The organism is Candidatus Accumulibacter aalborgensis, from assembly GCF_900089955.1.
Classification (GTDB): domain Bacteria; phylum Pseudomonadota; class Gammaproteobacteria; order Burkholderiales; family Rhodocyclaceae; genus Accumulibacter; species Accumulibacter aalborgensis.
This window is the reverse complement of sequence record NZ_FLQX01000016.1, coordinates 1-25,934: the sequence shown is the minus strand read 5'-3', so window position 1 is coordinate 25,934 and position 25,934 is coordinate 1. Positions and strand designations below refer to the sequence as shown.

Sequence of the window (25,934 nt, the reverse complement as noted above, 5' to 3'; positions counted from 1 at the left end):
GATCAGCCGCCGCGCGGCTGAGGCCCGCGCGACCGGGGTTTCGCAGCGTTGCCGAAAGGACACTGTTCATCCATTCTGACCACGGACAGGCCCGTATTTTTTGGCCCGCTTGCTGACCCCGCGTTTTTCAGTAGGGTGCGCATCGAATCGGGCGCACTGACCTGGCCGAACGGCGCAGACCTTGATCCGGCGTGGATATATGAGAACGCTTCTACCGCAACACCCTAGTCTGTGCCTTTCTGACCATGAGCCTGGCATTCGGACAGCTTCAATTCGATTTGTTTGGCGAGCCGGGTTGCAGTCATTCGCCGATGGTCGCTGCTGCGATTGAAGAATTGTCTTCCGGCGCAGGAGCCGAATCTCGCGGAGCAATTTTTACACGCGTCGAGGTGGTAGATTTCATCCTCGATCTGACTGGCTATACGGCGGATCAGCCGCTCCATGAAAAGCGACTTCTGGAGCCTTCATTCGGTGGTGGTGACTTTCTCTTGCCAGCCATCGGGCGACTGCTGACTGCGTGGAGGTCATCGCGCCACGAAAAGACCGTAGTCGAAGAGCTTGGCGACGCAATTCGCGCGGTTGAACTGCATCGCAAAACCTTTTCCACCACGCGCACAGCAGTGATCGACCGGCTCAGGCAAGAGGCGATGGATGATCAGTCGGCAATAGCCCTTGCCGATCGCTGGCTTGTGCAAGGGGATTTCCTCCTGGCACCCCTTGCAGGGCCATTCGATTTTGTCGTCGGTAACCCGCCCTATGTTCGCCAGGAGATGATTCCCGAACCGCTGTTGGCCGAGTACCGTGACCGCTACCAGACGATGTATGACCGGGCCGACATCTACATCCCGTTCATTGAACGATCGCTTTCACTTCTGGCGACAGTGGGCAATCTGGGCTTCATCTGTGCCGATCGCTGGATGAAGAACCGCTATGGCGGGCCGCTGCGCGGCCTCGTGGCGGATCAATTCCATCTTAAGATCTATGTCGATATGATGGACACGCCGGCGTTTCACTCGGATGTGATCGCCTACCCAGCGATCACCGTCATCAGCCGGGAAATTCCCGGCGCGACACGTATTGCCCATCGCCCGGCCATCGACCGGACCACGCTGGCGATTCTGGCCGACGCACTGCGGGCGCGGAAGCTACCGCCAGGCATCGGGCCGGTACGCGAACTGGCTCGAGTCACCAATGGGTCGGAACCGTGGTTGCTCGAAACTTCGAATCAGATGGCGCTGATTCGCCGCCTTGAAGAGTCCTTCCCAAGCCTGGAAGAAGTAGGCTGCAAGGTGGGTATCGGCGTGGCCACCGGCGCGGACAAGGCCTATATCGGCGACTTTGCTGCACTCGATGTGGAGCCTGATCGCAAGTTGCGGCTGGTGACAACCAAAGACATCGCGTCCGGCGAGGTGCAATGGCGGGGTCAGGGCGTCATCAATCCGTTTGCCGAAGGTGCCGGCCTTGTCGAGCTGGGGAACTACCCTCGCCTGCGCCGCTACCTGGAGGCGCGACGTGAGCTTATCGCTGGCCGTCACTGCGCCCGGAAGTCCCCGGCGAACTGGTATCGCACGATTGACCGCATCACGCCGGAGTTGGCATCGAGACCGAAGCTCCTGATTCCTGACATCAAAGGTGAGGCGCATATCGTTTTTGAGGACGGGAAGCTGTACCCGCACCACAACCTGTACTACGTTACATCCGACGAGTGGGACCTGAGGGCATTGCAAGCGGTGATGCTTTCCAACGTGACGCGTCTATTCATGGCCACCTACTCAACCAAAATGCGGGGCGGATTCCTCCGCTTTCAGGCGCAATATCTGCGGCGTATTCGCATCCCGCAATGGGCGGATGTGTCGACAACGTTGCGGATCGAACTGGCCGAAGCGGCAACAAAGCGGGATTTTCAAGCCTGCAACAGTGCAGTATCCAAGCTGTTTCGACTCAGCAACGAAGAACGATCCGCCCTTGCCGGCAAAGAATGAATGGCACTTGATCTTGTCGATTACGAGCAAAAGACCCTTGAGGCGGTAAGAGCCTTCTGGGGAAACCGTGAGGCAGCGAGACAGATTGTGACTGCTCTGGCCGGTCATGTGGCGGCAGCGGCAGCCAGACTTGGGTGACCTCCCTGATAAGCGATCTGGCGCAACGCCTGCTCGAATATCTCGGGCGGCTGGCCGCCCGAGATCAGGTGCCGGTCGTTCACGATCACGGCAGGCACCGAGTGGATGCCGAGTTGCTGCCAATGCTGCTCGCTCGCGCGCACCTCGGCGGCGAATTCGTCGCTGGCGAGGATCTCTCGTGCGCGCTCGCTGTCGAGGCCCACTTCAGCCGCGAGTTCAAGCAGCACGTCCGGCGCACCGGGGTTGCGGCCCTCGTCATGGTAGGCACGGAGCAGCGCGTGTTTCAGCCGGCGGGGCTGGTCTGCGGAGCCTTCGACCCCGGCCCAATGCAGCAATCGGTGCGCATCGAAGGTGTTCCAGACGCGCACCCGTTCGCCGAAGGCGAAGCCGACTGCTGCGCCGCGCTCGCGTATCGTCGCGCGGTTGCGTGCCAGTTGCTCCGGCGACAGCCCGTATTTGGCGCGCAGGTACTCGGCAGCGTCGGCGCCTTCGGCGGCCATCGTCGGGTTCAGCTCGAAGGGCTGGAAGTGTAGTTCGACCACGATCTCGGTGCCGATGCGCTCCAGCGCCCGCTCCAGCGCATTGAGCCCGACGGCGCACCAGGGGCACGCCACATCGGAAACAAAATCGATCTTCATGGCGGCTCCGAGTGGGTTGGCAGAAGCGCCATGTTAGACCATCTTCCTGCTGCGCACCCGGCCTTCCCCACCAGCCGCCATCCGCTCGCCGATTGACCACTGTTAACCCGGCCACCTATACTGGCACCGGCGGCAGCGACGTGGCCATTCTGCATCTTGCCGGTGCATCTCCTGCCGTCGTCTTCAATCGCAAGCGGAGAACCAAACGTGTGCAATAGACTGAATCTGTGGGCGACGCTGGCTGTGCCGGCCTTGTTGCTGTCGGTATCTGCGCCGAGCCAGTGTGCCGACAGCACTCCCCCCACACGGGTCAGGGTCGAAGGGACGCCCTATTTTCTCGACGAGGCAGCGGTCAAGATCAAGAGTGATGTGGCAACCTTCAAGCTCTATACGTCGCCGGAGGCGAGCGACCAGGGAACCGATTCCGTGCTCAATTGCGCCAGCCGCGAGTTTTCCGCGCTGACCGGCGGGCAGTGGTCGGCCCCGTACCGGGTTCTGGCCGGTGAATCTCTCTACCCGGTGGGCAAGAAACTGTGTGACTGGGATGCCAAAGGCTTCTTCCAGAGATTCTCGTTTTGATCGAGCATTGCCGAGTGGGCTATACTCTGTTTGGCAGCGATGAAGTGCCTGTCCCTGCCATGCCATGGAAGTTGTACCGGCTGCGTGGACCCCGCGTGGTCTTGTAGTCCTGCATTTTTTGACTTCGGGGTCAGTCTTGGTGAGACGAGTTCTGTGCGGTATTTAACGGGAATTCGTCGGTTTTTGCTGCAAACTGCATCGCGTCGACCTGGGAGAGTCTACGTGCCGCCCCGCAAAGCCCGCTTGTGCACCTGTCGCCAATCGTCTGTTTCAGCGCCTCGACTTACGACGAGCAGTGGTGCTATGCGGTCATCGGATGGCGCGGACAAAACGCCACCTGCCACTGATCAAGCCGGGGGAATTCACGATGCTCGAACGTAGCGCCCAGGAAGCGGTTTCCTGCCGTCCGGTAGACAAGATACCGACGGCCATGAATGATACAGATACACCTACTTGTTCTTCATAGGGCTTGATAAATCATGACTACGAAAGCGCTTTCCTTGCTGGCACTCGTTCCTGTAGCGATTCTGTCCGGTTGTGCGGGCAACCCCATGCGCAGTTACGACAGCGAACTCAAGGCGACCGTGACCTTGGTCAAGACGGGGCAATTGCAGCAAGCCCTCGACGGCATCGAAAAGAACAACACTTCCATGTTCGCCAGCAAGAAGGATGAGAAGACCGCCGCAGGCGGAAAACACGCCAACGGCACGCTGGATAACAAGGATATCCTGTACTTCCTCGAGAAGGGCGAGATTCTGAACCTGCAAAACAACTACGTCGAAGGGCGCGATACCTGGCTCCAGGCCGACGAGTATGTGCGGACCTGGGAGGACGAGTACAAGACCAATCCGAGCAAACTGCTGGGCGACGTGGGCAGTTACCTGGTCAGTGACCGAGTGCGACGCTACGATGGACAGGACTACGAAAAGGTTTCCCTATCGACGGAACTGACTCTCAACCACATCATGCTGGGGGATTTCGACAGCGCCCGCATTGAGATGAAAAAGACCTTCGAAAGGGAAAAGCTGATCGAAAGCTTCCGCGAGAAGGAATACGACAAGCTCAAGGAAGAAGGCGAAAAGCAGCATATCAGTGCCGACACCAAACAACTGAGTGAAAAAGGCTATCCGATGGCGGATCTGGACACGCCGGACGTGCGCAACCTGAAGAATGGTTTCCAGAACGCCTTTGCCCATTATCTGGCCGGCTATTTTTTCGAGGTGACCGGCGAATATTCGCTCGCCGAGCCAGGCTACCGAAACGCTCTGGCGCTGCAACCCAACAGCAAGCTGATCAACGATGGCCTCAAGCGGGTAGGCAAACGCAAGCCGGGTGTGAATGAGTCTGACGTGCTGTTTGTGATCGAATCCGGCTTCGCCCCGGCATGGAAGTCGGTGACCATTCCCATTCCGATTCCCACCGGCAAGTCGATGGTGGTTACGCCGCTCTCTTTCCCGGTCATCAAGGCCGAGGACAAGGGTTTCGTACCGCCCAGCGTGAATGCGGGCGGCAAGGAGCTGCCGGTGGAAACTCTGGTCAATATCGACGCCATGGCCCGTCGCCTGTTGAAGGACCAGCTTCCCGGCATCATGCTGCGCACCGTTGTCCGTGCCGTGGCCAAGTCGGTGGCCCAGGACCAGGCACAAAAGGGCGGCCTCATGCTCGGCGCCATCGTGACTATCGCCGCCGTGGCGACCGAGCAGGCCGATGAGCGCGCTTGGCGCACTCTGCCCGAACGGATATCGGTGGCCCGAGCGACCCTGCCCTACGGCAAGCTGCCGGTGGAATTCCAGAGCGGCAAGGGTGTCTACCGTACGGAGGTCAACATCGGCAATCGCTTTACGGTCGTGCCCATTCGCCTGACCGGTGGCGCGGTCTACATGGGCAAGCAGAATGTGGTGAACAGCAGTTGGTCGGGCGTCGCGGAAAGCCAGCCCGTCGGTGGCGCGGCAAAGGTCGGCAAGAGGCCGGCGAAGAGCGCCAGGCCGACCAAAGCAGCGCCCGTTGGCAATCAAACCACTACCGTAGGTCAACAGTGAGGTCTCATGAACAAAAAAACACTGGGTCTGGCTTTCTGTGCCTGGCTGCTACTTAATGTAGGCACGGCCTTCGGGGTAGACCGACGGGTCGCGCTGGTGATCGGTAATAATGATTACCAGAGCGTTCCCAAGCTCGAAAAGGCCGTCAACGATGCTCAGTCCGTGAGCCGTGAATTGGCGAAAATCGGCTTTGAGGTCATGTACATATCCAATGCCGGCCAGAAAAAAATGAACCAGGCCATCAACGAGTTCGCCCAGAAGGTGTCGGGCGGCGGCATCGGCATCTTCTTCTTTGCCGGGCACGGCTTGCAGATCAACAACCAGAATTTCCTGTTGCCGGTCGACATGGATATGCCCAAGGACCCCAATGATGTCGATGACCAGGCGATTAGCCTGGTCAGGATCCAGGACAAGCTGGCCGACGCGAAAGCCAGGTTCTCCCTCTTGCTGATCGATGCCTGTCGCGACAACCCGTTACCCAAGAAGGCCGGGCGCAGCATCGGCGCAACGCGTGGCCTGGCGCAACCCGCCTCGCCCAACGGTCAGATCGTCCTCTTCTCGGCCGGCGCCAACCAGCAAGCCCTCGACAAGCTGAGTGACAACGACAATGACCCGAACGGCCTGTTCACGCGCGAATTCCTGCCCATGATTTCCACCCGTGGCCTCAGCGCTGCAGATGCCTTGAAGAAAGTCCGCTCGTCGGTCACCAGTAAGGCAAAGGCCGTGGGGCACGAACAGAATCCGGCGCTTTATGACCAGACCGACGGCGATTTTTTCTTTGTTGCTGGCTCGCCGTCGGCACCCGCTGCGGCACCAGCGGGTAACGGTGCCGCGCCGGCGATCCAGTCGGTGGACCCCAAGGCCGTTGAACTGGCCTTCTGGGACAGCATCAAGACCAGCAATACTCCTGAGGACTTTCAGGACTACCTGAGCAAATACCCCAACGGCCAGTTCGCCCAGTTGGCCAAGCGCCGGAGCAGTGCGGCGCCCGCCCAGATGGCCACGCGCCGCAGTGGTGAGGCCGCTCCGGTTCCGGTTGCGGCACCGGTTGCGCCACCTGCCCCGGCAGCGACACCCGCCCCGGCGCCAGCGCAACTGGCCATGGCGACACCCAATGCCGCGGGTCCATCCATGGCCAGCAAGATCGAAGAAATGGGCAAGATGCTTTACCTGACGGTAACCGATCTGAGGGCAACCAAGCGCGACAATCTGCTGCGCATTCAGGCCGAGGTCAGTAACTCCAGCGCCGGCAACCAGCAGCTTTACTATCGCTTCAAGTGGCTGGATCGCGACGGCTTCACGGTTTGGGACGATGAACCGTGGAAGCCGTTGCTCGTCTACGGCAACCAGAGACAGACCATCAGCGTCGTGTCGCCCACTTTCAAGGCCACGGATTTCCGGCTGATTCTGCAAAGTCCGGACAACGCCGCACGATAACACCGTAAACTGAAGGCGGTTTCCTGCGGCAAGCGCGCGCTTGCCGCGCTTGTTTCGTCGTCCGACTGTTCGTCGGTCAATACATCGCAAATTCTAATCAGGAGGAAATTTGATGCGCTCGAAACTCAACTTTGATCACCGCATGCACCTTGTTGCCGGCGCGCTGGTAGTGGCTCTGGCGGGCTGCCAGACGACTTCGTCGCCGACTACCGGCTCGTCCGGAGTGAGCTATGGCGATTCCAAGGCGGTTGAAACGGTGACCACCGATCTTGGTTCGACCGACATCCAGATGATTTCGGAGAAGATGACGCAGTCACTGATCCAGCAGCCACTCATTCAGGATCTGATCAAGAAGCGTCAGTTGCTGATGGCCTCACCGGTCAAGAACAAGACGAGCGAATACTTCGATACCCGTCTGATTACCGACACGATTCTCACGCAGTTGCAGAAAAATGGCGTGCGCTACGCCATCGAAGGCGAAGACATGCAGAACCAGACCGATGAACTGCGTCGCCAGAACCAGTCCGGTCTCTATGACAAGTCCAAAGCCGTGAAAATGGGCAAGATGCAGGGTGCCAGGTACCGTCTGGACGGCAGCATTTCGTCGATCATCAAGAAGAGCAGCGACATCAAGGACGTCTATTACAAGATGAACCTGCGCTTGATCGAGATCGAGACCGGCATTGTTGAATGGTCTGAAGAGAAGGACATTCGCAAGTCAATGAAGCGCTGATCCATTCACCGTCATGGCAACCTGGAGAACTTGAGATGAATCCCAAGTGGCTCACCCGAGCGGGTCTTTGCGCCCTGTTGGCAATCATCAGTCTTGCTGCATCGGCCGCACCTGCCGGGCCGCCCAGGGTAGCCGTGACCGATCTGGCCTATGAGGAACGCGTCAGCGAGTATTTTCGGGTCGTCTCCGCCTCGTCAAAATCGTCCTTGCGGGCTTCCGGTCGCGAAAGCGAGCGCGATTCAGACGACGCCTATTCGCGCCGCAGCAGCGGTTCCTTGAACGCCAGGTCGGAGAGCAACTACTCCTCCACCGAAGGCACCTACAGCTACATCGACCGCGGGGAAATGCGCAAATTCACCGCCGACATCAAGGGTGGACTCATTAAGTCCGGTCGCTTCGAACTGGTCCAGGGTAAACCCTTCACCGACACCAAGCATACGGAAAAGCTTTACGACATCATTGCGCGCATCAAACAGGGCATGTATCCGGGCGCGGATTACGTGTTGTTCGGCTCGATCAACAGCATCGAGTTCCGCCAGGAAGCCAATCCCATCGACCATACCAATACCGTTTCGCATACGCTGAGTCTTGAACTGGTCGGCGAATTCAGCCTGATCAACACCAGGAATTACGCCATCAAGTCGTCGTTCAGTGCCATGGGTACCGGTCAGGACGTCAAACTGTTGACCAGTCAAGGCGGGCGTGTGGTCCTTAACCGTGGCAAGGTCGTCTCGGAGGTTTCCAGGAGCCTCGGTGAAGACGTGGCTCGCCAGGTTGAAGAACAACTGACCGGAGTCAGCAGCGCTGAAGAGCGCGACAACAGCTATCGCCCGCGCGGGGAATCAGTGCGCGAAGAAGTGATCATTTTCAAGTAAGGATGCTTGCGTTACCGGCGGTCTGTCGGCTGGTAGGGGCAATAGGCGACGGGCACTGCGCCAGAGCGGCCAGTGCGCCCTTGCTCGTCTGATGTCTGCTTATCGTCGAGTCAGCCAGTCGGTGCCATGCTGTCCGCCATGAAAGAGCTTGTCGATCCCTTCTGCCTGCCGATTAGAAGTGTGGACGATGCACAAACGATCGTCCGGGAGATTGAAGCCCTGCTCAGCAGACAAAATCTCAGCCTACGTCCGCCGCCACCAATGCCGAATACCTGTTGCGGCCGAGGTTGCAACGGCTGCGTATGGCAGGGATACTACGAAGCGCTGGCTTACTGGCGAGAGCAGGCCGAGAGGCTCTTGCGCTGATGCCCGAGTCCTGTGACGACCCGGGAGCCGCACGACGGCCGGTTTTGGCGACCGCAGGGCGGCCCTCGGGGCGGGCCCCGCCCCGCCGCCTAACCGCCAGGCTGGGGCGGCGGCCGCTGACCACCACCTGGCCGCTGACCACCACCCGGTCCCTGCCCTTGCGGTGGCCGCTGACCGTTGCCCGGCCCTTGGCCCGGAGGTGGTCGCTGACCACCACCTGGTCCCTGCCCCTGCGGCGGCCGCTGACCACCACCCGGTCCCTGCCCCTGCGGTGGCCGCTGACCACCACCCGGTCCCTGCCCCTGCGGTGGCCGCTGACCACCACCCGGTCCCTGCCCTTGCGGTGGCCGCTGACCGTTGCCCGGCCCTTGGCCCGGAGGTGGTCGCTGGCTACCTCCTCCGGGTCCTTGACCATGAGGAGGTGGTCCCGGCCGGTAGCCTGGTGGCGGTAGCTGCGCTGGGCCACCCGGTCGGTAGCCTGGCGGTGGACGATGATGCGGTGGGCTACCTGGTCCGTAGCCTGGCGCGGGCGGACGATAGCCGCCCGGCCCGTAGTAGCCCGGTGGCGCCTTGCTGATCCAGACCTGTCGCTGCGCATACCAGGGGCGGCCAACATAGTATCGATCCCAGTAGCTGGCCACGCTGAAGGCGACCACACCGATGCCGATCATGGCGCCGTAGGTGAGCACGGGAACATTCGCACCCTGGTAGGGGTAGACGATGTTGGCACCATAAACCCAGCCCCGCGTACGGCCGGCGACGACGTCACACCACTGGTAGTCGCGCAGACAGCCCTCTACCGAGATCGCCATGCCCCGCGGCAGCCTGGCGACCAGAGGATAGTCCTTCGCCGGTCCGGCACGAACATTCACGTCCTTGGCGGTATAGGCCAACTGCGCGTACGCAGTCGCCGGTGCGGTGGCCAGGGCCACGGTCAGCAAACCCAATGCCTGCCAGTATCTCATGTGATCAGCAGCCGACCGATCTCCGCCAGCCCCGCCGAAAGCATGGCGAGATCCTGCGGTTCGTTGCACTTGATTTCATCGAGCGCTGCACGCGCCTCGTCGGTGGCCGGCAGGGTAGCGCTGAGAACCTGTCGTAGCAGGTGCTGCCGCAGGGCTGCCAGTTCGGTGGTGAGCTGCGCGCGTGCTCGCGCTTGCCAACGGTTGCCGGCTGGCAGATGGTTCACCGCGGTGCCTAGCCAATCGAGATCGATTTGCGCTTCGAGGCCGCTCAGCGCGCTGGCCACGACGTCGATCGGGTGGCCGCAAGCGCGGGCGAGGTTGACCAGATCGAAAGCTGCCACGATCGCGGCCCGCTCCTCGATCAGTGCCACGATCGCCTGCGCGTCGGTCTTGCCGCGAGCGATGCGGTCGATGGCTTCGACGACCGCCGAGCGGTAGTCGGCCACCAACTGGCCAATCGTGGCGCCGCCCAGATGCTGCGTCAGCAGGAGCCGGGTCGCCGCCGCGGTCATTGCGCGCAGCCCTTCCATCAGTTCCATCTGACGCGCCGCGTCCAGGGTCAGGTCAAGCGCCTCGAGCGCACGCCAGCGCGCTTCGGCATCGAGCACGCTGCTCGCCGCGTACCATGCGCCAGCCACCTGCGCCGGTGAAGCGCCGGTCTCATCGCCGACCTGCATGACGAAGGTCGTCCCCATGCGGTTCACCAAACAATTGACGAGCTGGGTGGTGATGATGTCGCGCTTCAGAGGGTGCGCCGGCAACAGTTCACGGCCGCTGGCGAGCAAGGCAGCGGGAAAGTAATTCACCAGCAGTTCATGAACGTCTTCACTGTCGGGCAGGCTGGCGGCCAGGATGGCTTCCTTCAGCGTGATCTTGGCATAGGCCAGGAGGACCGCGATCTCCGGTGCGGTCAAACCGCGCTTCTGCTGTGCCCGTTCGGTGAGACCCTTGTCGTCAGGCAGGAACTCGATACCGCGGTGCAGCGAACCCGTGGCTTCCAGGCTGCGGATCAGACGACCATGAACGTCGATCAGGGCCGCGCCTGCCGCCGCTTCGAGCGCAATGGCCTGCGTCTGCTGATAGTTGTCGGCCAGGACCAGACGCCCGACCTCGTCAGTCATCGACGCGAGCAGCGCATCACGTTGTTTGCCGGTCATGTCGCCACGACTGACCAGGCCGGCGAGCAGGATCTTGATATTGACTTCGTGGTCGGAACAATCGACGCCGGCCGAGTTATCGATTGCGTCGGTGAATACCCGGCCACCGTTCAGCGCAAACTCGATGCGCCCCTTTTGCGTCAAGCCGAGGTTGCCGCCTTCGCCAATCACTCTCGCCTTGAGCTGGCTGGCATCGACCCGCAGGATGTCATTAGCCCGGTCGTTGGCTTCCTGATGGCTCTGGCTACTGGCCTTGACGTAGGTGCCGATGCCGCCGTTGTAGAGCAGGTCGACCGGCGCCTGGAGGAGGGTCTTGATCAGCTCGGGAGGCGTCATCTGGGTCGCCTCGGTGCCCAGCCACGAGCGCACCTCGGGCGACAGCGGAATCGACTTGGCACTGCGCGACCAGACGCCACCACCAGCGGAAATGAGCGTCGCGTCATAGTCGCCCCAGGAAGAACGTGGCAGGGCAAATAGACGTTGCCGTTCGGCAAAGCTCTGCGCCGGGTCCGGCGTCGGGTCAAGAAACAGGTGTCGGTGATCGAAGGCAGCGAGCAGTCGGATCTGGCCCGAGAGGAGCATGCCGTTGCCGAAGACGTCGCCGGACATGTCGCCAATACCGACGACTGTGAACGGCTGCGTCTGGGTGTCCACTGCCAACTCGCGGAAGTGCCGCTTGACTGCCTCCCACGCGCCACGGGCGGTAATGGCCATTTTCTTGTGGTCGTAACCCACCGACCCACCGGAGGCAAAGGCGTCGCCGAGCCAGAAACCGTACTCGAGGGCGATGCCATTGGCGATGTCCGAGAAGGTCGCCGTTCCCTTGTCGGCAGCGACCACCAGGTAGGGGTCGTCGCCGTCGCGACGGCGTACGCCGCGCGGCGGCTCGACCTGTCCATCGACCAGGTTGTCGGTCAGGTCGAGCAGACCGCGAATGAAGGTCGAATAACAGGCGATTCCCTCGGTCTGAAAGGCTTCCCGCTCGCCTGCCGGTGGCAGTTGCTTGCAGACGAAACCGCCTTTTGAACCAAGCGGAACGATTACCGCGTTCTTGACCATCTGGGCCTTGACCAGGCCGAGCACTTCGGTACGGAAGTCTTCCATGCGGTCGGACCAACGTAGCCCGCCGCGCGCCACCCTGGCACCGCGCAGGTGAACACCTTCGACGCGCTCGCTATAGACGAAGATCTCGTACAGCGGCGCCGGTGCCGGCAGGAAGGGGATCGCCCTGGAGGAAAACTTGAACGACAGATAGTTCTTCGCCTGGCCGTCGCTACCGAGCTGATAGACATTGGTCCGCAGCGTGGCTTCAATGACCGTTTGCAGCGCCGAGACGATGCGGTCGTCGTCGGGGTTGCTGACCTGCAAGAGGGCCGTATTCAGTTCTTCGACCAATGCTTTGGCGCGTGCATCGTCGGCTGCGGGTGAAAAAAGCGCCGCGAACAGCTCGATCAAGCGCCGCGTGATCGGGAAATGGGTGGCCAGACAGCGCTGGACATAGGCCTGGCTGAAAGGCAGGCCGGCTTGTCGCAGGTAACGGCTGTAGGCCCGGAGGATACTGATCTGCCGCCCGTCGAGGCCGGCCAGCAGGACCAGGCGGTTGAAACCGTCGTTCTCAGCCTGGTCGCGCAGCAGACGTTCGAGCAACTCGATGAAGGCCAGCCGCGTCGCCTCGTCGTCGAGTGCCGCCGGTGTTGGCAAGAGCACCGCGAAGTCAGCGATGTGCAGGTCGCTTCTGGGCAAGGTGAACGGTTGCTCGGAAAGCACCGTCAGCCCCATGTTTTCGAGAATCGGCAGGATCGCCGACAGCGGCCGCGGGCGACCGCGGCCAAATAGTTTCAGGTGCTGGTGCGAGCCGTCATCGCCTTGCGCCGCGCTCAGCTTGACCTCGACGCGGCCGCTCCGCTCGGCGGCTTCGAGGTGTTCGAGGTCGGACACTGCCGAGGCGGGTGTGACCCGTTCCTGGTACGACAGGGGAAATTCGAGCGAGTAGCGGCGCAGCAGGCTGTTGCCCCGTTCCTCGCCGTAGTGCTCGACGAGATTATGCTTCAGTTCGTCGGCCCAGCCGCGAACGATGCGCGCGACCTGCCTTTCGATCGCTTCGGCATCGTAGTGGTAGCGGCTACCGACCGGCGTGCGGGCAATGAAATGCAGGCGTGCCAGCCGGGCTTCGCCGAGCATGATGAAGTAGTCAACGCGCTCTGCCGCCAGCGTCTCGCCAAGCAAGGCCGAGATGCGCGTGCGGACCGTCGTGTCGAAGCGGTCGCGAGGCATGTAGACGATCGCCGAGACATAGCGCCCCCAGGCGTCATTGCGCAGGAAGACGCGGACCTGCTCACGTTCGTGCACCGAGACGATGCCGCGAGCGATGCGCATCAGATCGTCGTGCACAATCTCGATCAACTCATCGCGCGGATAAGTTTCGAGTACGTTGACCAGCGTCTTGTCGCGATGGCTGCGCGGCAGGAAGCCGATGGCTTCGCGCACGGCGCCGATCTTGCGCCGCAGGAGCGGGATGTCGGTCGCCGCGACGTGGTACACATGCGCCGTGTACAGACCGACGAAAGCGCGCAGACCGACGATATGACCGCTGGTGTCGTAGCACTTGACACCGATGAAATCGAGGTAGGCCGAGCGATGAACGGTCGAGCGGGCGTCGGCCTTGGCCAGAATCACGGGCAAGGGGTCGATCGCCAGTTCCGCGACGACGTCGGGAATTCCGGTCAGACAACGGCCAAAGCCCGGGTGATCACCGTCGCGGAGAATCCCCAGGCCGCTGCCGGCGACACGGACGAGGTTGCTTTGCCCGACGGCAACGCGGTAATCGGCGTAGCCGAGAAAGACCAGGTTGTTGGCCGCGATCCACTGCAGGTATGCGGCCACTTCATCGGCCTCGGCCACAGTCGCGGCCAGCATTTCGTCATGCGCTTCGCGCATGCGCTGGTGCATCGCCGAGCCATCCTCGACGGCCGCACGCACATCGGCGAGGACGGCGATGATCTCCTGGTGCAGGCGACCGGTCAGTCCGCGATCACCGACGCGGTCGATTTCGATGTGAATCCAGGATTCCGGATGGCTGCCGGCAGCGCCACGCGGCCGGGTCGCTTGCAGGGTGCCTTCGGCGTCGCGCTCGGCACCAAGAAGGGGGTGCACCAGACGGTGAATGACCAGTCCATGGCGGTACACGACCATGGTGATCGAATCGACCAGAAAGGCCATATCATCGGTCACGACATCGATCACGGTGTGCGGCGAATGCCAGCCGTGGCGGTCGAAATCCGGCGTGTACAAGGCCACCACAGCCTGTCCCGACGGTCGCACCTGGCCATGGCGAAAATGCTGAAGAGCCGCGCCGAGAAGGTCCTCCGGACTGGCGTCACTGGCGTCGCTCAGTTCGACATCAGCAAAATAGCACTCGAGATAGTCAGCGATCGGCTGTGAAAGATGCTGTTGTTCGACCATTTCACGCAGGTTGCGGCGCAGGTTGATAGCCGCTTCGGTGACCATTGCCATCTCGCTCTCCTCGTCAGTGGTGAAGGATCTTGGCCAGGAACTGTTGCGCCCGTTCCGATCGCGGATGCTCGAAGAAGGCATCCTTGCTGTCGTCCTCGACGATCCTGCCCTGGTCCATGAAGATCACTCGGCTGGCAACCCGCTTGGCAAACCCCATTTCGTGCGTGACACACATCATGGTCATCCCCTCCTGCGCCAGTTCGGTCATCACGTCGAGGACTTCGTTGACCATCTCGGGGTCGAGCGCCGAGGTTGGTTCGTCAAACAGCATGCAGATCGGGTCCATGGCGAGAGCGCGGGCGATCGCGACGCGCTGTTGCTGGCCGCCCGAAAGCTGGCCCGGATACTTCTCGGCCTGCACCGCCAGACCGACACGTTCAAGCAGCTTGCTTCCCTTCTCCCGAGCCTGGTCCTGGCTGCGTCCGAGCACCTTGATCTGGGCAATCGCCAGGTTGTCGATGATGCTCATGTGCGGGAACAGTTCAAAGTTCTGGAACACCATGCCGACCGTCGAGCGCAGCTTGGAAAGGTTGGTCTTGGGATCGCCGACGGAGACGCCGTTGACCACGATTTCACCGCTCTGAAAGGGTTCCAGGCCATTGACACACTTGATCAGCGTCGACTTGCCCGAACCAGAGGGACCACAGACGACGATCACCTCGCCCTTGTGTACCTCGGTCGTGCAGTCGGCGAGAACCTGAAACGAACCGTAATTCTTGCTGACCTTGTTCATCGAAATCATCGAAAGTCTCCTCTGTTTGTTGCCTCGGGACGCCCTCAAGCCGTCTTGAGCTTGTGCTGGTAGTAGCGAACGATTCGTGAGGCGGTGAAGCAGATCACGAAATACACGGCGCCGGCAAAGAGCAGTAGTTCGACCAGGCGCCCGTCGCGATCACCCACCTTGTAGGCGGCACCGAAAAAGTCGGCCAGTGCCGACACATAGACCAGCGAGGTGTCCTGGAACAGGATGATTCCCTGGGTCAGCAACAGTGGCACCATGTTGCGGAAAGCCTGCGGCAGAACCACCAGGCGCATGGCCTGGCCGTAGGTCATACCGAGCGCGCTGGCGGCGCCCATCTGCCCTTTAGGCACCGACTGAATTCCAGCACGGATGATTTCGGAGTAGTAGGCCGCCTCGAACAGGGCAAAGCCCGCCATTGCCGAGCCAAGGCGCATGTCCGAGCCGCGCGGGAAGCCGAAAATGCTTTCCAGCAGATGCGGCACGATCAGGAAGAACCACAACAATACCATGACCAGGGGAATGGCCCGGAAGAGGTTTACATAACCGGCGGCAAACCATGACAGGGGCGCGATCGGCGACATGCGCATCAGCGCCAGCAACGTGCCCCAGACAATCCCGAAGATGACGGCACTGACCGTGATCTGGAGCGAAATCTTCATTCCATCCCAGAGGAAAGGCAGCGAATTGGGGATCGAAGACCAGTCGAATTCATGCATCTCATTTCCCTCCCAGATAGCCGGGCACGCGCACGTGTTCTTCAACCCAGCGCATGCCGAACATCACCACGATGTTGATCACCAAGTAGGCCAGAGTCACCGCGATGAACGACTCGTAGGGCTGTGCCGTGTAATCGACCAGTTGCCTGCCCTGAGCCGCCAGTTCCAGCAGACCGATCGTCGAACAGACCGCCGAGTTCTTGAAGATGTTGAGAAACTCCGAGGTCAACGGCGGCACGATCAGACGCACGGCCATCGGCAACATCACATAGCGATAGGTCTGCGCCAGGGTGAAGCCCATCGCCAGACCAGCGTTCTTCTGTCCGGGTGGCAGCGAATTGATCCCCGAACGGACCTGCTCGGCGACCCGCGCGCTGGTAAACAGCGCCAGACAGACCATCGAGGCGAGAAACTGCTGCATGAACGGGTTGCTTTGCTTGAAGGCGTCGCCCATTCTCTCGGGCAGCAACTCGGGCATCACGAAATACCAGAGGAACAGTTGCACGAGCAGCGGAATGTTGCGAAAGAGTTCGACATAGGCCGTCGCAAACCCGGACAGCCACTTGTTCGGCACGGTGCGCAGGACGCCGACGACGGCGCCAAGCGCCAGCGCGATCAGCCAGGCGGACAGCGACAAGGCGATGGTGACCTTGAAGCCATAGAACATCCAGCCCAGGTACGTGTCATCGCCGGTTGACGTCGGCTGCAGAAAAACACCCCAATTCCAGTTGTAGCCCATCGACGCTTCTCCTTACCGTGAAAGTCGCGAGCGACTCACGAAACTCCCCTCGCTCGCCTGCGCGGGAAAGGGGTCGGGGGTGAGGGCAACGGTCATGACTTTCATTATCAGGGGTGTCCTGAGAAGTCATAACCGTTGAGGCAAGGCAGGAAAGGCACGCTGAGGCCGCCCTGCCCGGCGAACGGCAATCAGTATTCCCAAATCTTGGCCACATCGTGCCCGTTGTTGATCTCGTCGTTCATCGCCACGAGCACGCCTTTGCCGCGCGCATCTGTGCTGGCCCCAACGCGCTTGCCCAGCGTCACCAGATTCTCATTGGTGAGGCTCTCAGAAGTCATCTGGAAAACCTGTTCGCCGCGCACCTTGGCAATCGTCTTCAACTGTGGAATTCCGGCGAACAGCTTGTCCACCGGCCCCTTCGCCGCCTGGTAGGTGGCACCGTTGGTGACCTCGGCACCCGCGCCGGCAATGGTGCCGCCAGTAGCGAGAATGACGACCTTCGGCAGGTCGGCAGCCAGTGCAGCGCTGATGACCACCAACATCGAGGCGAGGGCCAGCAGCCAGCGATTGACGCTCTCGTTCAACATGGCTTCCTCCTTTGAGTGTGCTGCCAGTGCCAGAGGCCGCCAGGCCCCTGGAATGAAACGACTTACTCGAATGCCTTGTCGTTGGGTGCCTTGTACAGCTTCTTCATGGCGTCGGAGAGCGGGAAGTTGAGGTTAAGACCCTTCGGCGGTATCGGTTGCAGGAACCATTTGGCGTAGATCTTCTCTGCTTCGCCCGAAGTCATCACCTTGGCCAGAGCACCATCGACAATTTTCTTGAACGCCGGGTCATCCTTGCGCAGCATGCAGCCGTACGCTTCGAACGACTGCGGCGTGCCGACGACGACCCAGTCGCTGGCTTTCTTGGCTTTGGCCATTTCGCCGTAGAGCAGGGCGTCATCCATCATGAAGGCAACAGCTCGGCCGGTTTCCAGGGTCAGGAAAGATTCACCGTGGTCCTTCGCGCTGATGACGTTCATCTTCATCTGCTTTTCTTCGTTCATCTTGCGCAGCAGGCGTTCGGAAGTGGTCCCGGCGGTGGTCACCACATTCTTGCCGGCGAGATCCGAAAAATCGTTGATCCCGGACGTCGTCTTGGTCATCAGACGAGTTCCGATGATGAAGATGGTATCCGAGAAACTGACCTGCTTCTGTCGCTCAATGTTGTTGGTCGTCGAACCACATTCGAGGTCGACCGAGCCATTCTGGACCAGCGTGATGCGATTCGCCGAGGTGACCGGCATCAACTTGATGTCGAGCTTGGCGAGTTTCAGTTCAGCCTTGATGGCATCGACCGCCTTGAGCATCATTTCCTGCGAGTAGCCGATGACCTGTTGCTTGTCATCATAATACGAGAACGGGATCGACGACTCGCGATGCCCCAGGGTAATGACTCCCGTCTCCTTGATCTTCTGCAGGGTACCGGTCAACTGTTGCGCCAGAACCGGCGCCGACGACAGGGTGGTGGCCAGCATGGCAGCCAGGGCTACGCGCTTGCAATTCTTGATCACTGTGTCTCCTCCTCTTCAGTCAGACGAATGGCCGGGAGGCTCCCGGACCGCGCGATTGTGGCACGACTGGCGCCGCGCGCCAAGCATGATCCAGTCATCAAGCGCTACTCAATCGACTCCACAGGCATGCCTAGCGCGTTTCTGTCATTCCGGGACAGGGAACTCTATGGACTGGATCGACTCGATGGCTGTTTTGGCCACCCCGCGTATTCCGACACTGCGCACGCCGTACAATTCCGCGAACTTCCCGAATTCCTCGAATCCCCCGACACGACGCACCGAGCCCGCCATGACGCCTGCCGCCATCCGCTACAGCATCCGCCCCAGCAATCCCGAAGCGCATCTCTTTGAAGTCCGGTGCACACTTCCCGACCCCGACCCGGCGGGCCAGCGCTTCGCCCTGCCGGCGTGGATCCCGGGTAGCTATTTGATTCGCGACTTTGCCCGGCATGTCATGGCGATTCGCGCCGAGGCCGGCGGCCAGGCAGTCGCCCTCGACAAGATCAACAAACATACCTGGCAGGCAGCTCCTTTGGCTACCGGCGGAACGCTCAGCGTGATCTGCGAGATCTATGCCTGGGATCTCTCGGTACGCGGCGCACACGTCGACCAGACGCACGCCTTCTTCAACGGCAGCAGCGTCTTCCTGCGCGCGCATGGGCACGAACATCGGCGCTGCCTGATCGAGCTCCAGCGGCCGATCGGCCAGCGCTTCCAGGACTGGCGCGTCGCCACCGCCCTGCCCATCGCCGAGGGCGAAAAAGGCGCTGCCGGGAGCGATGGATTTGGCCTCTACCAGGCTGCCGACTACGACGAACTGATCGACCACCCGGTCGAGATGGGCACCTTCACTCTGGCCGTTTTCACTGCCTGTGGTGTGCCGCACGAAGTCGCCATCAGCGGCCGCCACGATGGCGATCTGGCGCGTCTCACCGCCGACCTGACACGTATCTGTGAATGGCAGATCCGTTTTTTCGGCCAACCAGCGCCGATGTCGCGCTACGTTTTCCTGATTACTGCCGTCGGCGACGCTTACGGTGGACTCGAGCACCGCGCTTCGACGGCCCTCCTCTGTGCGCGCGATGACCTGCCCTACCCCGGCATGAAAGGGACGCCGGAGCGCTACCGAACATTCCTGGGTCTGTGCAGCCACGAGTATTTCCACGCATGGAATGTCAAACGCATCAAGCCGGCCGCGTTCGTGGCCTATAACCTGGATCGCGAGAACTACACTACCCTGCTCTGGGCTTTCGAGGGTTTCACGTCGTACTACGATGATCTGGCCCTGCTTCGCTGCGGCGTGATCAAAGCGAGGGACTGGCTGCAACTGGTCGCCAAGACGATCGACAGAGTCCTCAGCAACCCTGGTCGGCGGCGGCAGACGCTGGCCCAATCGAGCTTCGACGCCTGGACAAAGTACTACCGACCCGATGAGAACACGCCCAATGCCGTCGTCAGCTATTACGCCAAGGGCGCTCTGGTCGCGCTGGCCCTCGACCTCACGCTGCGCCTCGGAACCGAAAACCGGAAATCACTTGGGTGCGGCTCTTTTCGGCCACGCCTTTGAAGCCAAAAAATGGTCAATTTCCGCCTGCTAAGAGCGTCAAAAGCTCGGTTTAGGCCTGAGTAATGCCGGCCCGAAAAGTTACGTGGCGCCTTCGGGGTAATCTGCCAAGCCATTGATCTGCTACATATTGGATTCTTTTAGAGTCCTCCGTGGCCGAAAAGATCCACACCCAAATCACTTGACCACGTGATGCGCGTGCTTTGGCTGCGCCACGGCGAGCGTAGGGGCCACTGCGGCATTGGCGTCGGCGACGAGGACATCCGACTGATCGCCGAGGAACTGTCGGGCCTCGACCTGACGCGCTTCTTTACCGATGCGGTGCACGGCACACAGGAACTGGCCCTGGCAGAACTGCTGAAGCCCTTCGGCATCACGCTGAAGAGCGCCTCTGCGTCGCGGACACCGACGATCGGCGCGCAAACGACTCAGGAAGGCAACGAGGTCAGACTGGCCACCGTGTACGCTGCTGGCCCCGCACAATCAGCCGGCCTCTCGGCCGGCGACCTGCTGGTGGCGATCGATGGATTGCGCGTCACTCCGTCCACCCTGGAGCGTCTGCTCTCTCGCCGCAAACCAGGAGCCACCATTCAGGTTCAGGCATTTCGCCGCGACGAATTGATGGCCTTCTCGCTGCAGCTCGGACCACCGGCCAGCGACAGGCATACGCTGCTGTTGACGCGATCAGCCAATTCCCTGCGCCGGGCATGGCTGGGAACATAGCCGTCGCCAGAGATCATTTCCCCCGGGATCTTGCATGCCAAGCGCTACTTATTTGACTTAAATTAAATTTCTCTGGAATTCCGCGCCCACTCTTTCTATACTGCATGGATAAGAAAAATGCGCCCGATCATTGACATAGGAGACTTGCCATGAATATCTATCTCGCCACCTTATTACCGGAGGCTCTGCTGGTCGATTTACCTGAAATCGACGCTCAGCATGAAGAAATCTTCAACCGTATCGAATGGCTCAAGACCGCCTGTTTTGACAGTGGTTACGTGCCCATAGACGAGTTCCAGTCATTACTCGACCTGTTTGCCCTTCACTTCGCTACTGAAGAGCGCATCGCCGACGAAGCGGGACTTGACTTTACCCATCACGCGGGGGTGCATGGAGATACCCTGCGCCTGTTGCACAGGGCGCTGGGCGAAGTCCTCAGTGGTGGTCAGGACGCGCACTCCTTCCTGCGTTACGCCGAGTGCTGGTTTGAGCGCCACATCAGAGAAGACGACAGACTCTTCGTCGCCGCTCTGCAGTCCGGCAACTACATTCCTTCACGCCGCCAGCAAACGGTTGCAAGCCACTGTTTCTCAGCCCAGGCCTGAGCGACAACCACCGCCCATGCGCGCCACGTTGCCCCTCCTCTTGACCACCAGTTTCCCGCCTTTGACCCGACGCTCGGTTGACACTCTCCAGGTCAACCTCGGCTATCGCTGCAATCAGAGCTGTGTGCACTGCCACGTCAATGCCGGTCCGCAGCGCAAGGAGGAGATGACCGGCGACACGGTCGACGCACTGCTCGCGTTTGTCGCCGCCAGCCCCGAAGTCAAGGTCCTCGACCTGACCGGCGGCGCCCCCGAGCTGAACCCTCATTTCCGCCGCCTGGTCGTCGCCGGGCGGCAACGCGGTCTGCGGGTCATCGACCGCTGCAATCTGACGATCCTCGAAGAGCCCGGTCATGACGATCTGGCCGTTTTCCTGGCCGCGCACCACGTTGAGGTGGTTGCCTCGCTCCCCTGCTACCTCGAAGAGAACGTCGACCGGCAGCGCGGCAAGGGAACCTTCGACGGCAGCATCAGGGGCCTGCGGCGACTCAATTCCCTGGGCTACGGCGTCGCCGACAGTGACCTGACCCTCAACCTGGTTTTCAATCCACAAGGACCCGCGCTACCGCCGCCGCAGGCGCCGCTGACTGCCGCTTACAGGGAGCACCTGGGGAAAGAGTTCGGAGTCGTCTTCAACCAGTTATTCACCCTGACCAACATGCCGATCCAGCGTTTTGGGTCGATGCTCGTCTCGAAGGGTCAGTTCAATGGCTACATGCAGTTGCTGCGCAGCGCTCACCGCGACGAAAACATCGAGCAGGTCATGTGCCGCAACCTTCTGTCGGTCGACTGGCAGGGCTACCTCTACGATTGCGACTTCAATCAGCAACTCGGTCTGCCGATCGGCAGCGCCGGCCACCCCCGACTGCACATCACCGAGGTGAACGGTGCGGATCTCGATGGCTGCGCGATTCGGGTCGCCGACCATTGCTACGGCTGCACGGCCGGACAGGGATCGAGCTGCGGCGGCGCGCTCGGTGACGAGATGGCCGCTGCGCCGACCTGCAACGCCTGATTGAGCCGCCGGCACCCGCGGCGGCAGCTTCTTGCCCTTGACCGGCAGACCACACCAGCACAGGAACGATGAATCATGGACCAACAGCGTCTCGACGGAATCCAGGCCTGCGTTTTCGACGCCTACGGAACGCTCTTCGACTTCAACAGCGCGGCGCTGGCGGCCGGCGACGAGCTTGGTGACGATGCGCAGCGCCTGTCCGACCTCTGGCGTCAGAAACAGTTGCAGTACACCTGGCTGCGAGGACTCGGTGGCCGCCATGCGGATTTCTGGCAGGTGACCGGCGAGGCGCTCGATTTTGCCCTCAGCACGCTGAAGATCGATCGCCCCGCTCTGCGCGCGCGGCTGATGGACCTCTATCTCCACCTGGCCACCTATCCCGAGGTTCCCGAGACCTTGCGTCGGCTGCACGCTGCGGGAATGAAGCTGGCCATTCTCTCGAACGGAACGCCGGCGATGCTGGCCGCCGTCGTCGGCAGCAATGGTCTCGAAAGGGTGCTGGACGCCGTCCTGTCGGTCGAAGAAGTCGGCGTCTTCAAGCCACACCCGGCGGTCTATCGCCTGGCTTCCGAGCGCCTGCAGATCGCCCCGGCGACCATCTGTTTTCTCTCTTCGAATGCCTGGGATGCCTACTCGGCCAAAGCCTCCGGTCTGCGCGCGTTGTGGTGCAACCGCTTCGGACAGGCGCCGGAGCGGATTCCGGAGACCCCTGACGGCGAAATCAAGAACCTCTCCGAGCTACCGGAGCTGCTGTTTCCCCCTGCGTAGTCGCCTGTTCGGCCAATTGCGCAGGCGCCGCTTGATGATCGCCAGAACGACGATATCGTCAGAAGCAAGCCGGGGCTTTGCGAGCGGCGCATCATCGCGTATGGTGTGCGGATGAGCGTTCATGGAGTCATCGCAGCATCGGACCCACATACGGCGATGGCCGGCGCCCGGCTGCTACGCTGCGGCGGCAACGCGGTCGACGCGATCGTCGCGGCCAAGTTCGCCGCCACGATTACCGAACTGCCGCTGACTTCGCTTGGCGGTGGCGGTGCCTGCCTGTGGGGGGACGCCGACCACGGCTACAAAGTCCTCGATTTCTTTGCGGCTACGCCCGGTCGCAGCCTCGATGCGCTGCCGGCATTGGACTTCGCTCCGGTCACCGTCGATTTCGGGCAGACGACCCAGGTATTTCACGTCGGGAAAGGAGCCGCTGCCGTTCCCGGTGAACTCGCCGGCTTGCTCGAGTTGCATCGGCGCGCCGGCCGCTTGCCGTTGCGTGAAGTCCTTGCGCCCGCGGTAAGCTGGGCGCGCGATGGGTTCGCGGTCAGCCCGCAGATGGCGCGCCTTGCCGATGTCATTGCCCCGATCGTTAGCCGATCGCCTGCCGTGGCGCGACTGTTCTTTCCCGGAGAACACATGCTGCAAGCGGGTGATCGCCTGGCCAATCCCGATCTCGGCGACTTCCTGCACACGCTTGGCGAAGGAGATCCTGACACCGTGGTGGCCAGTTATTGGATGTCCCTGGTCGACCACTTTGGCCCGGCACACGGCGGGCTGATCACGCGGCAGGATGTCGCGGCCTACGCGCCGGTGGTACGCGAACCGCTGTGCGTGCCATTCGGCGCTTACACTGTGTTGACCAACCCGCCGCCGTCTGCCGGTGGCGGCCTGATCGGCATTGGCCTGCAGATCGCTGACGGCCTCGGCCTCGGCCAGGAACAGTTTCTGTCGCGCGAACATCAGCTCGCCATAGCTGCGCTGCTGGCCACCGTCTCCGATGTCCGCCAGTCGGGCTACGACGAGCGCCTGCACGTCGACCCAGAGGCGATTCGAGTCCTGGCAGCCGGCGGCAGCCTGCCCGCATGGATCGAAGGAGCGCGCTCGCGGCGACGGGAAAACCCTCTCGGCGCTACCACGCACATCTCGGTCATCGATGCGCAGGGCATGGCGGCGGCGATGACCACCAGTAACGGCGAGGGCTGTGGGCATGCTCTGCCGGGACTGGGAATTCACGTCAATAATTTCCTCGGCGAGGACGACATCAACCCGGCCGGCTTCCATCAATCGCCGGCAGGACGCTGGCTGAGCACAATGATGGCACCGACGATCGTCGTCGCCGGTGATCGACCGTGCGTTGCGCTCGGCAGCGGCGGTTCGAACCGGATCCGCAGCGCCATCCTGCAGGTGCTGCTCAATCTGCTGAGCTATCGGCGCCCGCTCGACGAGGCAGTGAACGCCGCTCGCCTGCATGTTGACGGCAGCCAGCTCTGGTTCGAGGACGTTGGTCTCGCAGCAGGAACGGCCGACGCTCTGCAGGCTGCTTGGCCGGGGGCGACCCGCTTCGACGCCGCGAGTTTTTTTTTCGGCGGCGTCAATGCCGTCGTCAGCGTCGACGGTCACTTGGCCGGTGCCGGTGACCGACGGCGTGGGGGCGTCGTGCTGCTGGCGGAGGATTAGCCAGAGTGGAATGGCATGCTCAGAGCGTGTTGGGTGACGAACGAACGCCCATGTTGAACGGTGGGGATAATGTTGGGGTTCCTTCGTCACCCCAACGAACTGGTTTGGCCACGTGGCTGCTACTCCGCCACCACCAACCATATGCTAGGGAAGCCCCCGTCGACGGCTGCCTTCGCGGTATACTAATAGCTGTGTTGCGCAACTGGTTTTTGGCGATTGACGCGTCGGTAGCGATCAAGCGATATCACCACAAGTAATGCCCTTTCCACTTGACCGTGGCCTTGACCGCACTCTTCGCCGCTGGCACGGACCAAGCTGTGAGGCAAGCAAACGTCTACCCGGCAAACGCCGGCACCACTGAGAAAGCTGATGATGTCCGCCATCACCATTGACCAGGCCGATGCCCGGTTGGCCGAGCCCTTCCCGGTGCCACACGCGAGCAATTTCGTCGAAGACTCGTTCGGTGTGTCGGTGGCGCTGAGCCTCGGCGACGCGCGCCAGGTTTTTCGCTGGGTCGCGCCGGGGCGATTCCTGATGGGATCGGCGCCCGGCGAGGCGCAGCGTGGTGGCGCCGAAGTGCTGCACGAAGTGACCCTCAGCCACGGCTTCTGGCTCGCCGATACGAGCTGCACGCAAGCCTTCTGGCTGGCGCTATCGCCGGCAAACCCGAGCCATTTCCAGGCGCAGGCGAACAACCCGGTCGAAAACGTTGCCTGGCACGACGCACAGCGTTTCATCGCCGAGTTGAACCGACGGCTGCCGGGATTGCCCGCTCGCCTGCCGACCGAGGCTGAATGGGAATACGCCTGCCGGGCGGGAACGACGACGCCGTTCTCGTTCGGCGAGCAAGTCACTCCCGCGCAGGTGAACTACCATGGTGACCATCCCTACGCCGACGGGCTCGGTGGCCTGCATCGCCAAGGCACGGTGCCCGCCGGCTCACTACCGGCCAACCCCTGGGGTTTGTACGAGATGCATGGCAATGTCTGGGAGTGGTGCGCCGACTGGTATGCCGAGTACCCGACCGAAGTACAGATTGATCCGCGCGGCCCGAGCTTTGGCAAGATGCGCGTCTTGCGCGGCGGCACCTGGAGCGACCCGGCGCGTTACGCCCGTTCGGCTACGCGCAGCCGTATCGAACCCGCCTACCGGCCACGCAGCACCGGCTTCCGGATCGTTCTCGGTCATCCCTGATCGGCCCGTAGGTCGAAGGCCAGGACCTCGGCGGCTTGCCCGACGATGATCTCGATCGCCGTCCCGGCGTCCAGCCGAGGTTCAAGCTTCCACGCTGGTCGGCGCGGCGTATTTGGAGAATGGGTCGATTCCTTTCAGTTTGCCGTTTCGTGGCCTAACGAATAAGGATAGATCGTGCGAAGCCACGATCTGATCCGTTTGTTGGACGAGCCCG

At 61.6% G+C, this 25,934-nt stretch carries 20 protein-coding genes and 3 pseudogenes; 15 read left to right on the top strand and 8 right to left on the bottom strand.

What is annotated here, in order from left to right; translation table 11 throughout:
* Positions 1 to 311 precede the first annotated feature (311 nt).
* Both ACCAA_RS02345 and ACCAA_RS02340 read left to right on the top strand, forming a co-directional pair.
* A complete protein-coding gene (locus ACCAA_RS02345) occupies positions 312 to 1,982 on the top strand; it encodes an Eco57I restriction-modification methylase domain-containing protein (RefSeq protein ID WP_186405646.1) in 1,671 nt (556 codons plus the stop codon).
* Positions 1,983 to 2,066, top strand: a pseudogene (locus ACCAA_RS02340) (restriction endonuclease); the annotation flags it as partial.
* A gap of 20 nt (positions 2,067 to 2,086) precedes the next feature.
* On the opposite strand, the gene ACCAA_RS02335 reads toward ACCAA_RS02340, so the two are convergent.
* A complete protein-coding gene (locus tag ACCAA_RS02335; protein ID WP_186405640.1) occupies positions 2,087 to 2,758 on the bottom strand; it encodes a DsbA family oxidoreductase in 672 nt (223 codons plus the stop codon).
* A gap of 207 nt (positions 2,759 to 2,965) precedes the next feature.
* On the opposite strand from ACCAA_RS02335, the gene ACCAA_RS02330 reads away from it, so the two are divergent.
* From ACCAA_RS02330 to ACCAA_RS22390, 6 genes are all read left to right on the top strand, one after another.
* Positions 2,966 to 3,337 (top strand): hypothetical protein, encoded by a 372-nt coding sequence (locus ACCAA_RS02330; protein ID WP_186405639.1) that lies wholly within the window; start codon positions 2,966 to 2,968, stop codon positions 3,335 to 3,337.
* A gap of 479 nt (positions 3,338 to 3,816) precedes the next feature.
* Positions 3,817 to 5,376, top strand: coding sequence for a COG3014 family protein (locus ACCAA_RS02325; protein WP_186405638.1), 1,560 nt, complete (start codon positions 3,817 to 3,819; stop codon positions 5,374 to 5,376).
* Between the two features lie 6 nt (positions 5,377 to 5,382).
* Entirely contained in the window at positions 5,383 to 6,813 is a 1,431-nt protein-coding gene (locus ACCAA_RS02320; RefSeq protein WP_186405637.1) for a DUF1425 domain-containing protein, read from the top strand.
* 112 nt (positions 6,814 to 6,925) lie between these two features.
* Positions 6,926 to 7,546, top strand: a complete 621-nt coding sequence (lpoB, locus tag ACCAA_RS02315; RefSeq protein ID WP_425394444.1) for a penicillin-binding protein activator LpoB — start codon at positions 6,926 to 6,928, stop codon at positions 7,544 to 7,546.
* Between the two features lie 35 nt (positions 7,547 to 7,581).
* Positions 7,582 to 8,421, top strand: a complete 840-nt coding sequence (locus ACCAA_RS02310; RefSeq protein ID WP_186405636.1) for a penicillin-binding protein activator LpoB — start codon at positions 7,582 to 7,584, stop codon at positions 8,419 to 8,421.
* 126 nt (positions 8,422 to 8,547) lie between these two features.
* Positions 8,548 to 8,787 carry an oxidoreductase-like domain-containing protein gene (locus tag ACCAA_RS22390; protein WP_186405635.1) on the top strand — a complete coding sequence of 80 codons (240 nt, stop codon included), beginning with the start codon at positions 8,548 to 8,550 and terminating at the stop codon, positions 8,785 to 8,787.
* A gap of 89 nt (positions 8,788 to 8,876) precedes the next feature.
* On the opposite strand, the gene ACCAA_RS02300 is transcribed toward ACCAA_RS22390, so the two are convergent.
* The 7 genes and pseudogenes from ACCAA_RS02300 to ACCAA_RS02270 all read right to left on the bottom strand — a co-directional run bounded on the left by ACCAA_RS02300 (position 8,877) and on the right by ACCAA_RS02270 (position 18,138).
* Positions 8,877 to 9,752 (bottom strand): SH3 domain-containing protein, encoded by an 876-nt coding sequence (locus tag ACCAA_RS02300; protein WP_186405634.1) that lies wholly within the window; start codon positions 9,750 to 9,752, stop codon positions 8,877 to 8,879.
* On the bottom strand, positions 9,749 to 14,422 hold the full coding sequence (locus tag ACCAA_RS02295; protein WP_245754396.1) for an NAD-glutamate dehydrogenase: 4,674 nt from the start codon (positions 14,420 to 14,422) through the stop codon (positions 9,749 to 9,751). Before ACCAA_RS02295 ends, ACCAA_RS02300 begins: the two co-directional genes overlap by 4 nt.
* 13 nt (positions 14,423 to 14,435) lie before the next feature.
* A complete protein-coding gene (locus ACCAA_RS02290) occupies positions 14,436 to 15,164 on the bottom strand; it encodes an amino acid ABC transporter ATP-binding protein (protein WP_186405633.1) in 729 nt (242 codons plus the stop codon).
* Between the two features lie 35 nt (positions 15,165 to 15,199).
* Positions 15,200 to 15,880, bottom strand: a complete 681-nt coding sequence (gltK, locus tag ACCAA_RS02285) for a glutamate/aspartate ABC transporter permease GltK (protein WP_186405632.1) — start codon at positions 15,878 to 15,880, stop codon at positions 15,200 to 15,202.
* A 1-nt stretch (position 15,881) separates the two neighbouring features.
* The gene (locus tag ACCAA_RS02280) at positions 15,882 to 16,619 is read right to left on the bottom strand and encodes an amino acid ABC transporter permease (RefSeq protein ID WP_186405631.1); all 738 of its coding nucleotides are present in this window, start codon (positions 16,617 to 16,619) and stop codon (positions 15,882 to 15,884) included.
* A gap of 200 nt (positions 16,620 to 16,819) precedes the next feature.
* Positions 16,820 to 17,206, bottom strand: a pseudogene (locus tag ACCAA_RS02275) (asparaginase domain-containing protein); the annotation flags it as partial.
* A gap of 62 nt (positions 17,207 to 17,268) precedes the next feature.
* Positions 17,269 to 18,138: a glutamate/aspartate ABC transporter substrate-binding protein gene (locus ACCAA_RS02270; RefSeq protein ID WP_186405643.1), complete on the bottom strand. Its 870-nt coding sequence runs from the start codon at positions 18,136 to 18,138 to the stop codon at positions 17,269 to 17,271.
* A 325-nt stretch (positions 18,139 to 18,463) separates the two neighbouring features.
* On the opposite strand from ACCAA_RS02270, the pseudogene ACCAA_RS02265 reads away from it, so the two are divergent.
* The 7 genes and pseudogenes from ACCAA_RS02265 to ACCAA_RS02235 all read left to right on the top strand — a co-directional run.
* A pseudogene (locus tag ACCAA_RS02265) lies at positions 18,464 to 19,711 on the top strand (M61 family metallopeptidase); the annotation flags it as partial.
* A gap of 225 nt (positions 19,712 to 19,936) precedes the next feature.
* A complete protein-coding gene (locus ACCAA_RS02260) occupies positions 19,937 to 20,461 on the top strand; it encodes a PDZ domain-containing protein (protein ID WP_245754395.1) in 525 nt (174 codons plus the stop codon).
* Between the two features lie 149 nt (positions 20,462 to 20,610).
* Entirely contained in the window at positions 20,611 to 21,066 is a 456-nt protein-coding gene (locus ACCAA_RS02255) for a bacteriohemerythrin (RefSeq protein ID WP_186405630.1), read from the top strand.
* A 16-nt stretch (positions 21,067 to 21,082) separates the two neighbouring features.
* The gene (gene arsS, locus ACCAA_RS02250; RefSeq protein ID WP_186405629.1) at positions 21,083 to 22,081 is read left to right on the top strand and encodes an arsenosugar biosynthesis radical SAM (seleno)protein ArsS; all 999 of its coding nucleotides are present in this window, start codon (positions 21,083 to 21,085) and stop codon (positions 22,079 to 22,081) included.
* A 75-nt stretch (positions 22,082 to 22,156) separates the two neighbouring features.
* Positions 22,157 to 22,849: a haloacid dehalogenase type II gene (locus ACCAA_RS02245; protein WP_186405628.1), complete on the top strand. Its 693-nt coding sequence runs from the start codon at positions 22,157 to 22,159 to the stop codon at positions 22,847 to 22,849.
* Positions 22,850 to 22,960: 111 nt separating this feature from the next.
* The gene (locus ACCAA_RS02240) at positions 22,961 to 24,526 is read left to right on the top strand and encodes a gamma-glutamyltransferase (RefSeq protein WP_186405627.1); all 1,566 of its coding nucleotides are present in this window, start codon (positions 22,961 to 22,963) and stop codon (positions 24,524 to 24,526) included.
* Between the two features lie 369 nt (positions 24,527 to 24,895).
* Positions 24,896 to 25,720, top strand: coding sequence for a formylglycine-generating enzyme family protein (locus ACCAA_RS02235; RefSeq protein WP_186405626.1), 825 nt, complete (start codon positions 24,896 to 24,898; stop codon positions 25,718 to 25,720).
* Positions 25,721 to 25,934: the final 214 nt, after the last annotated feature.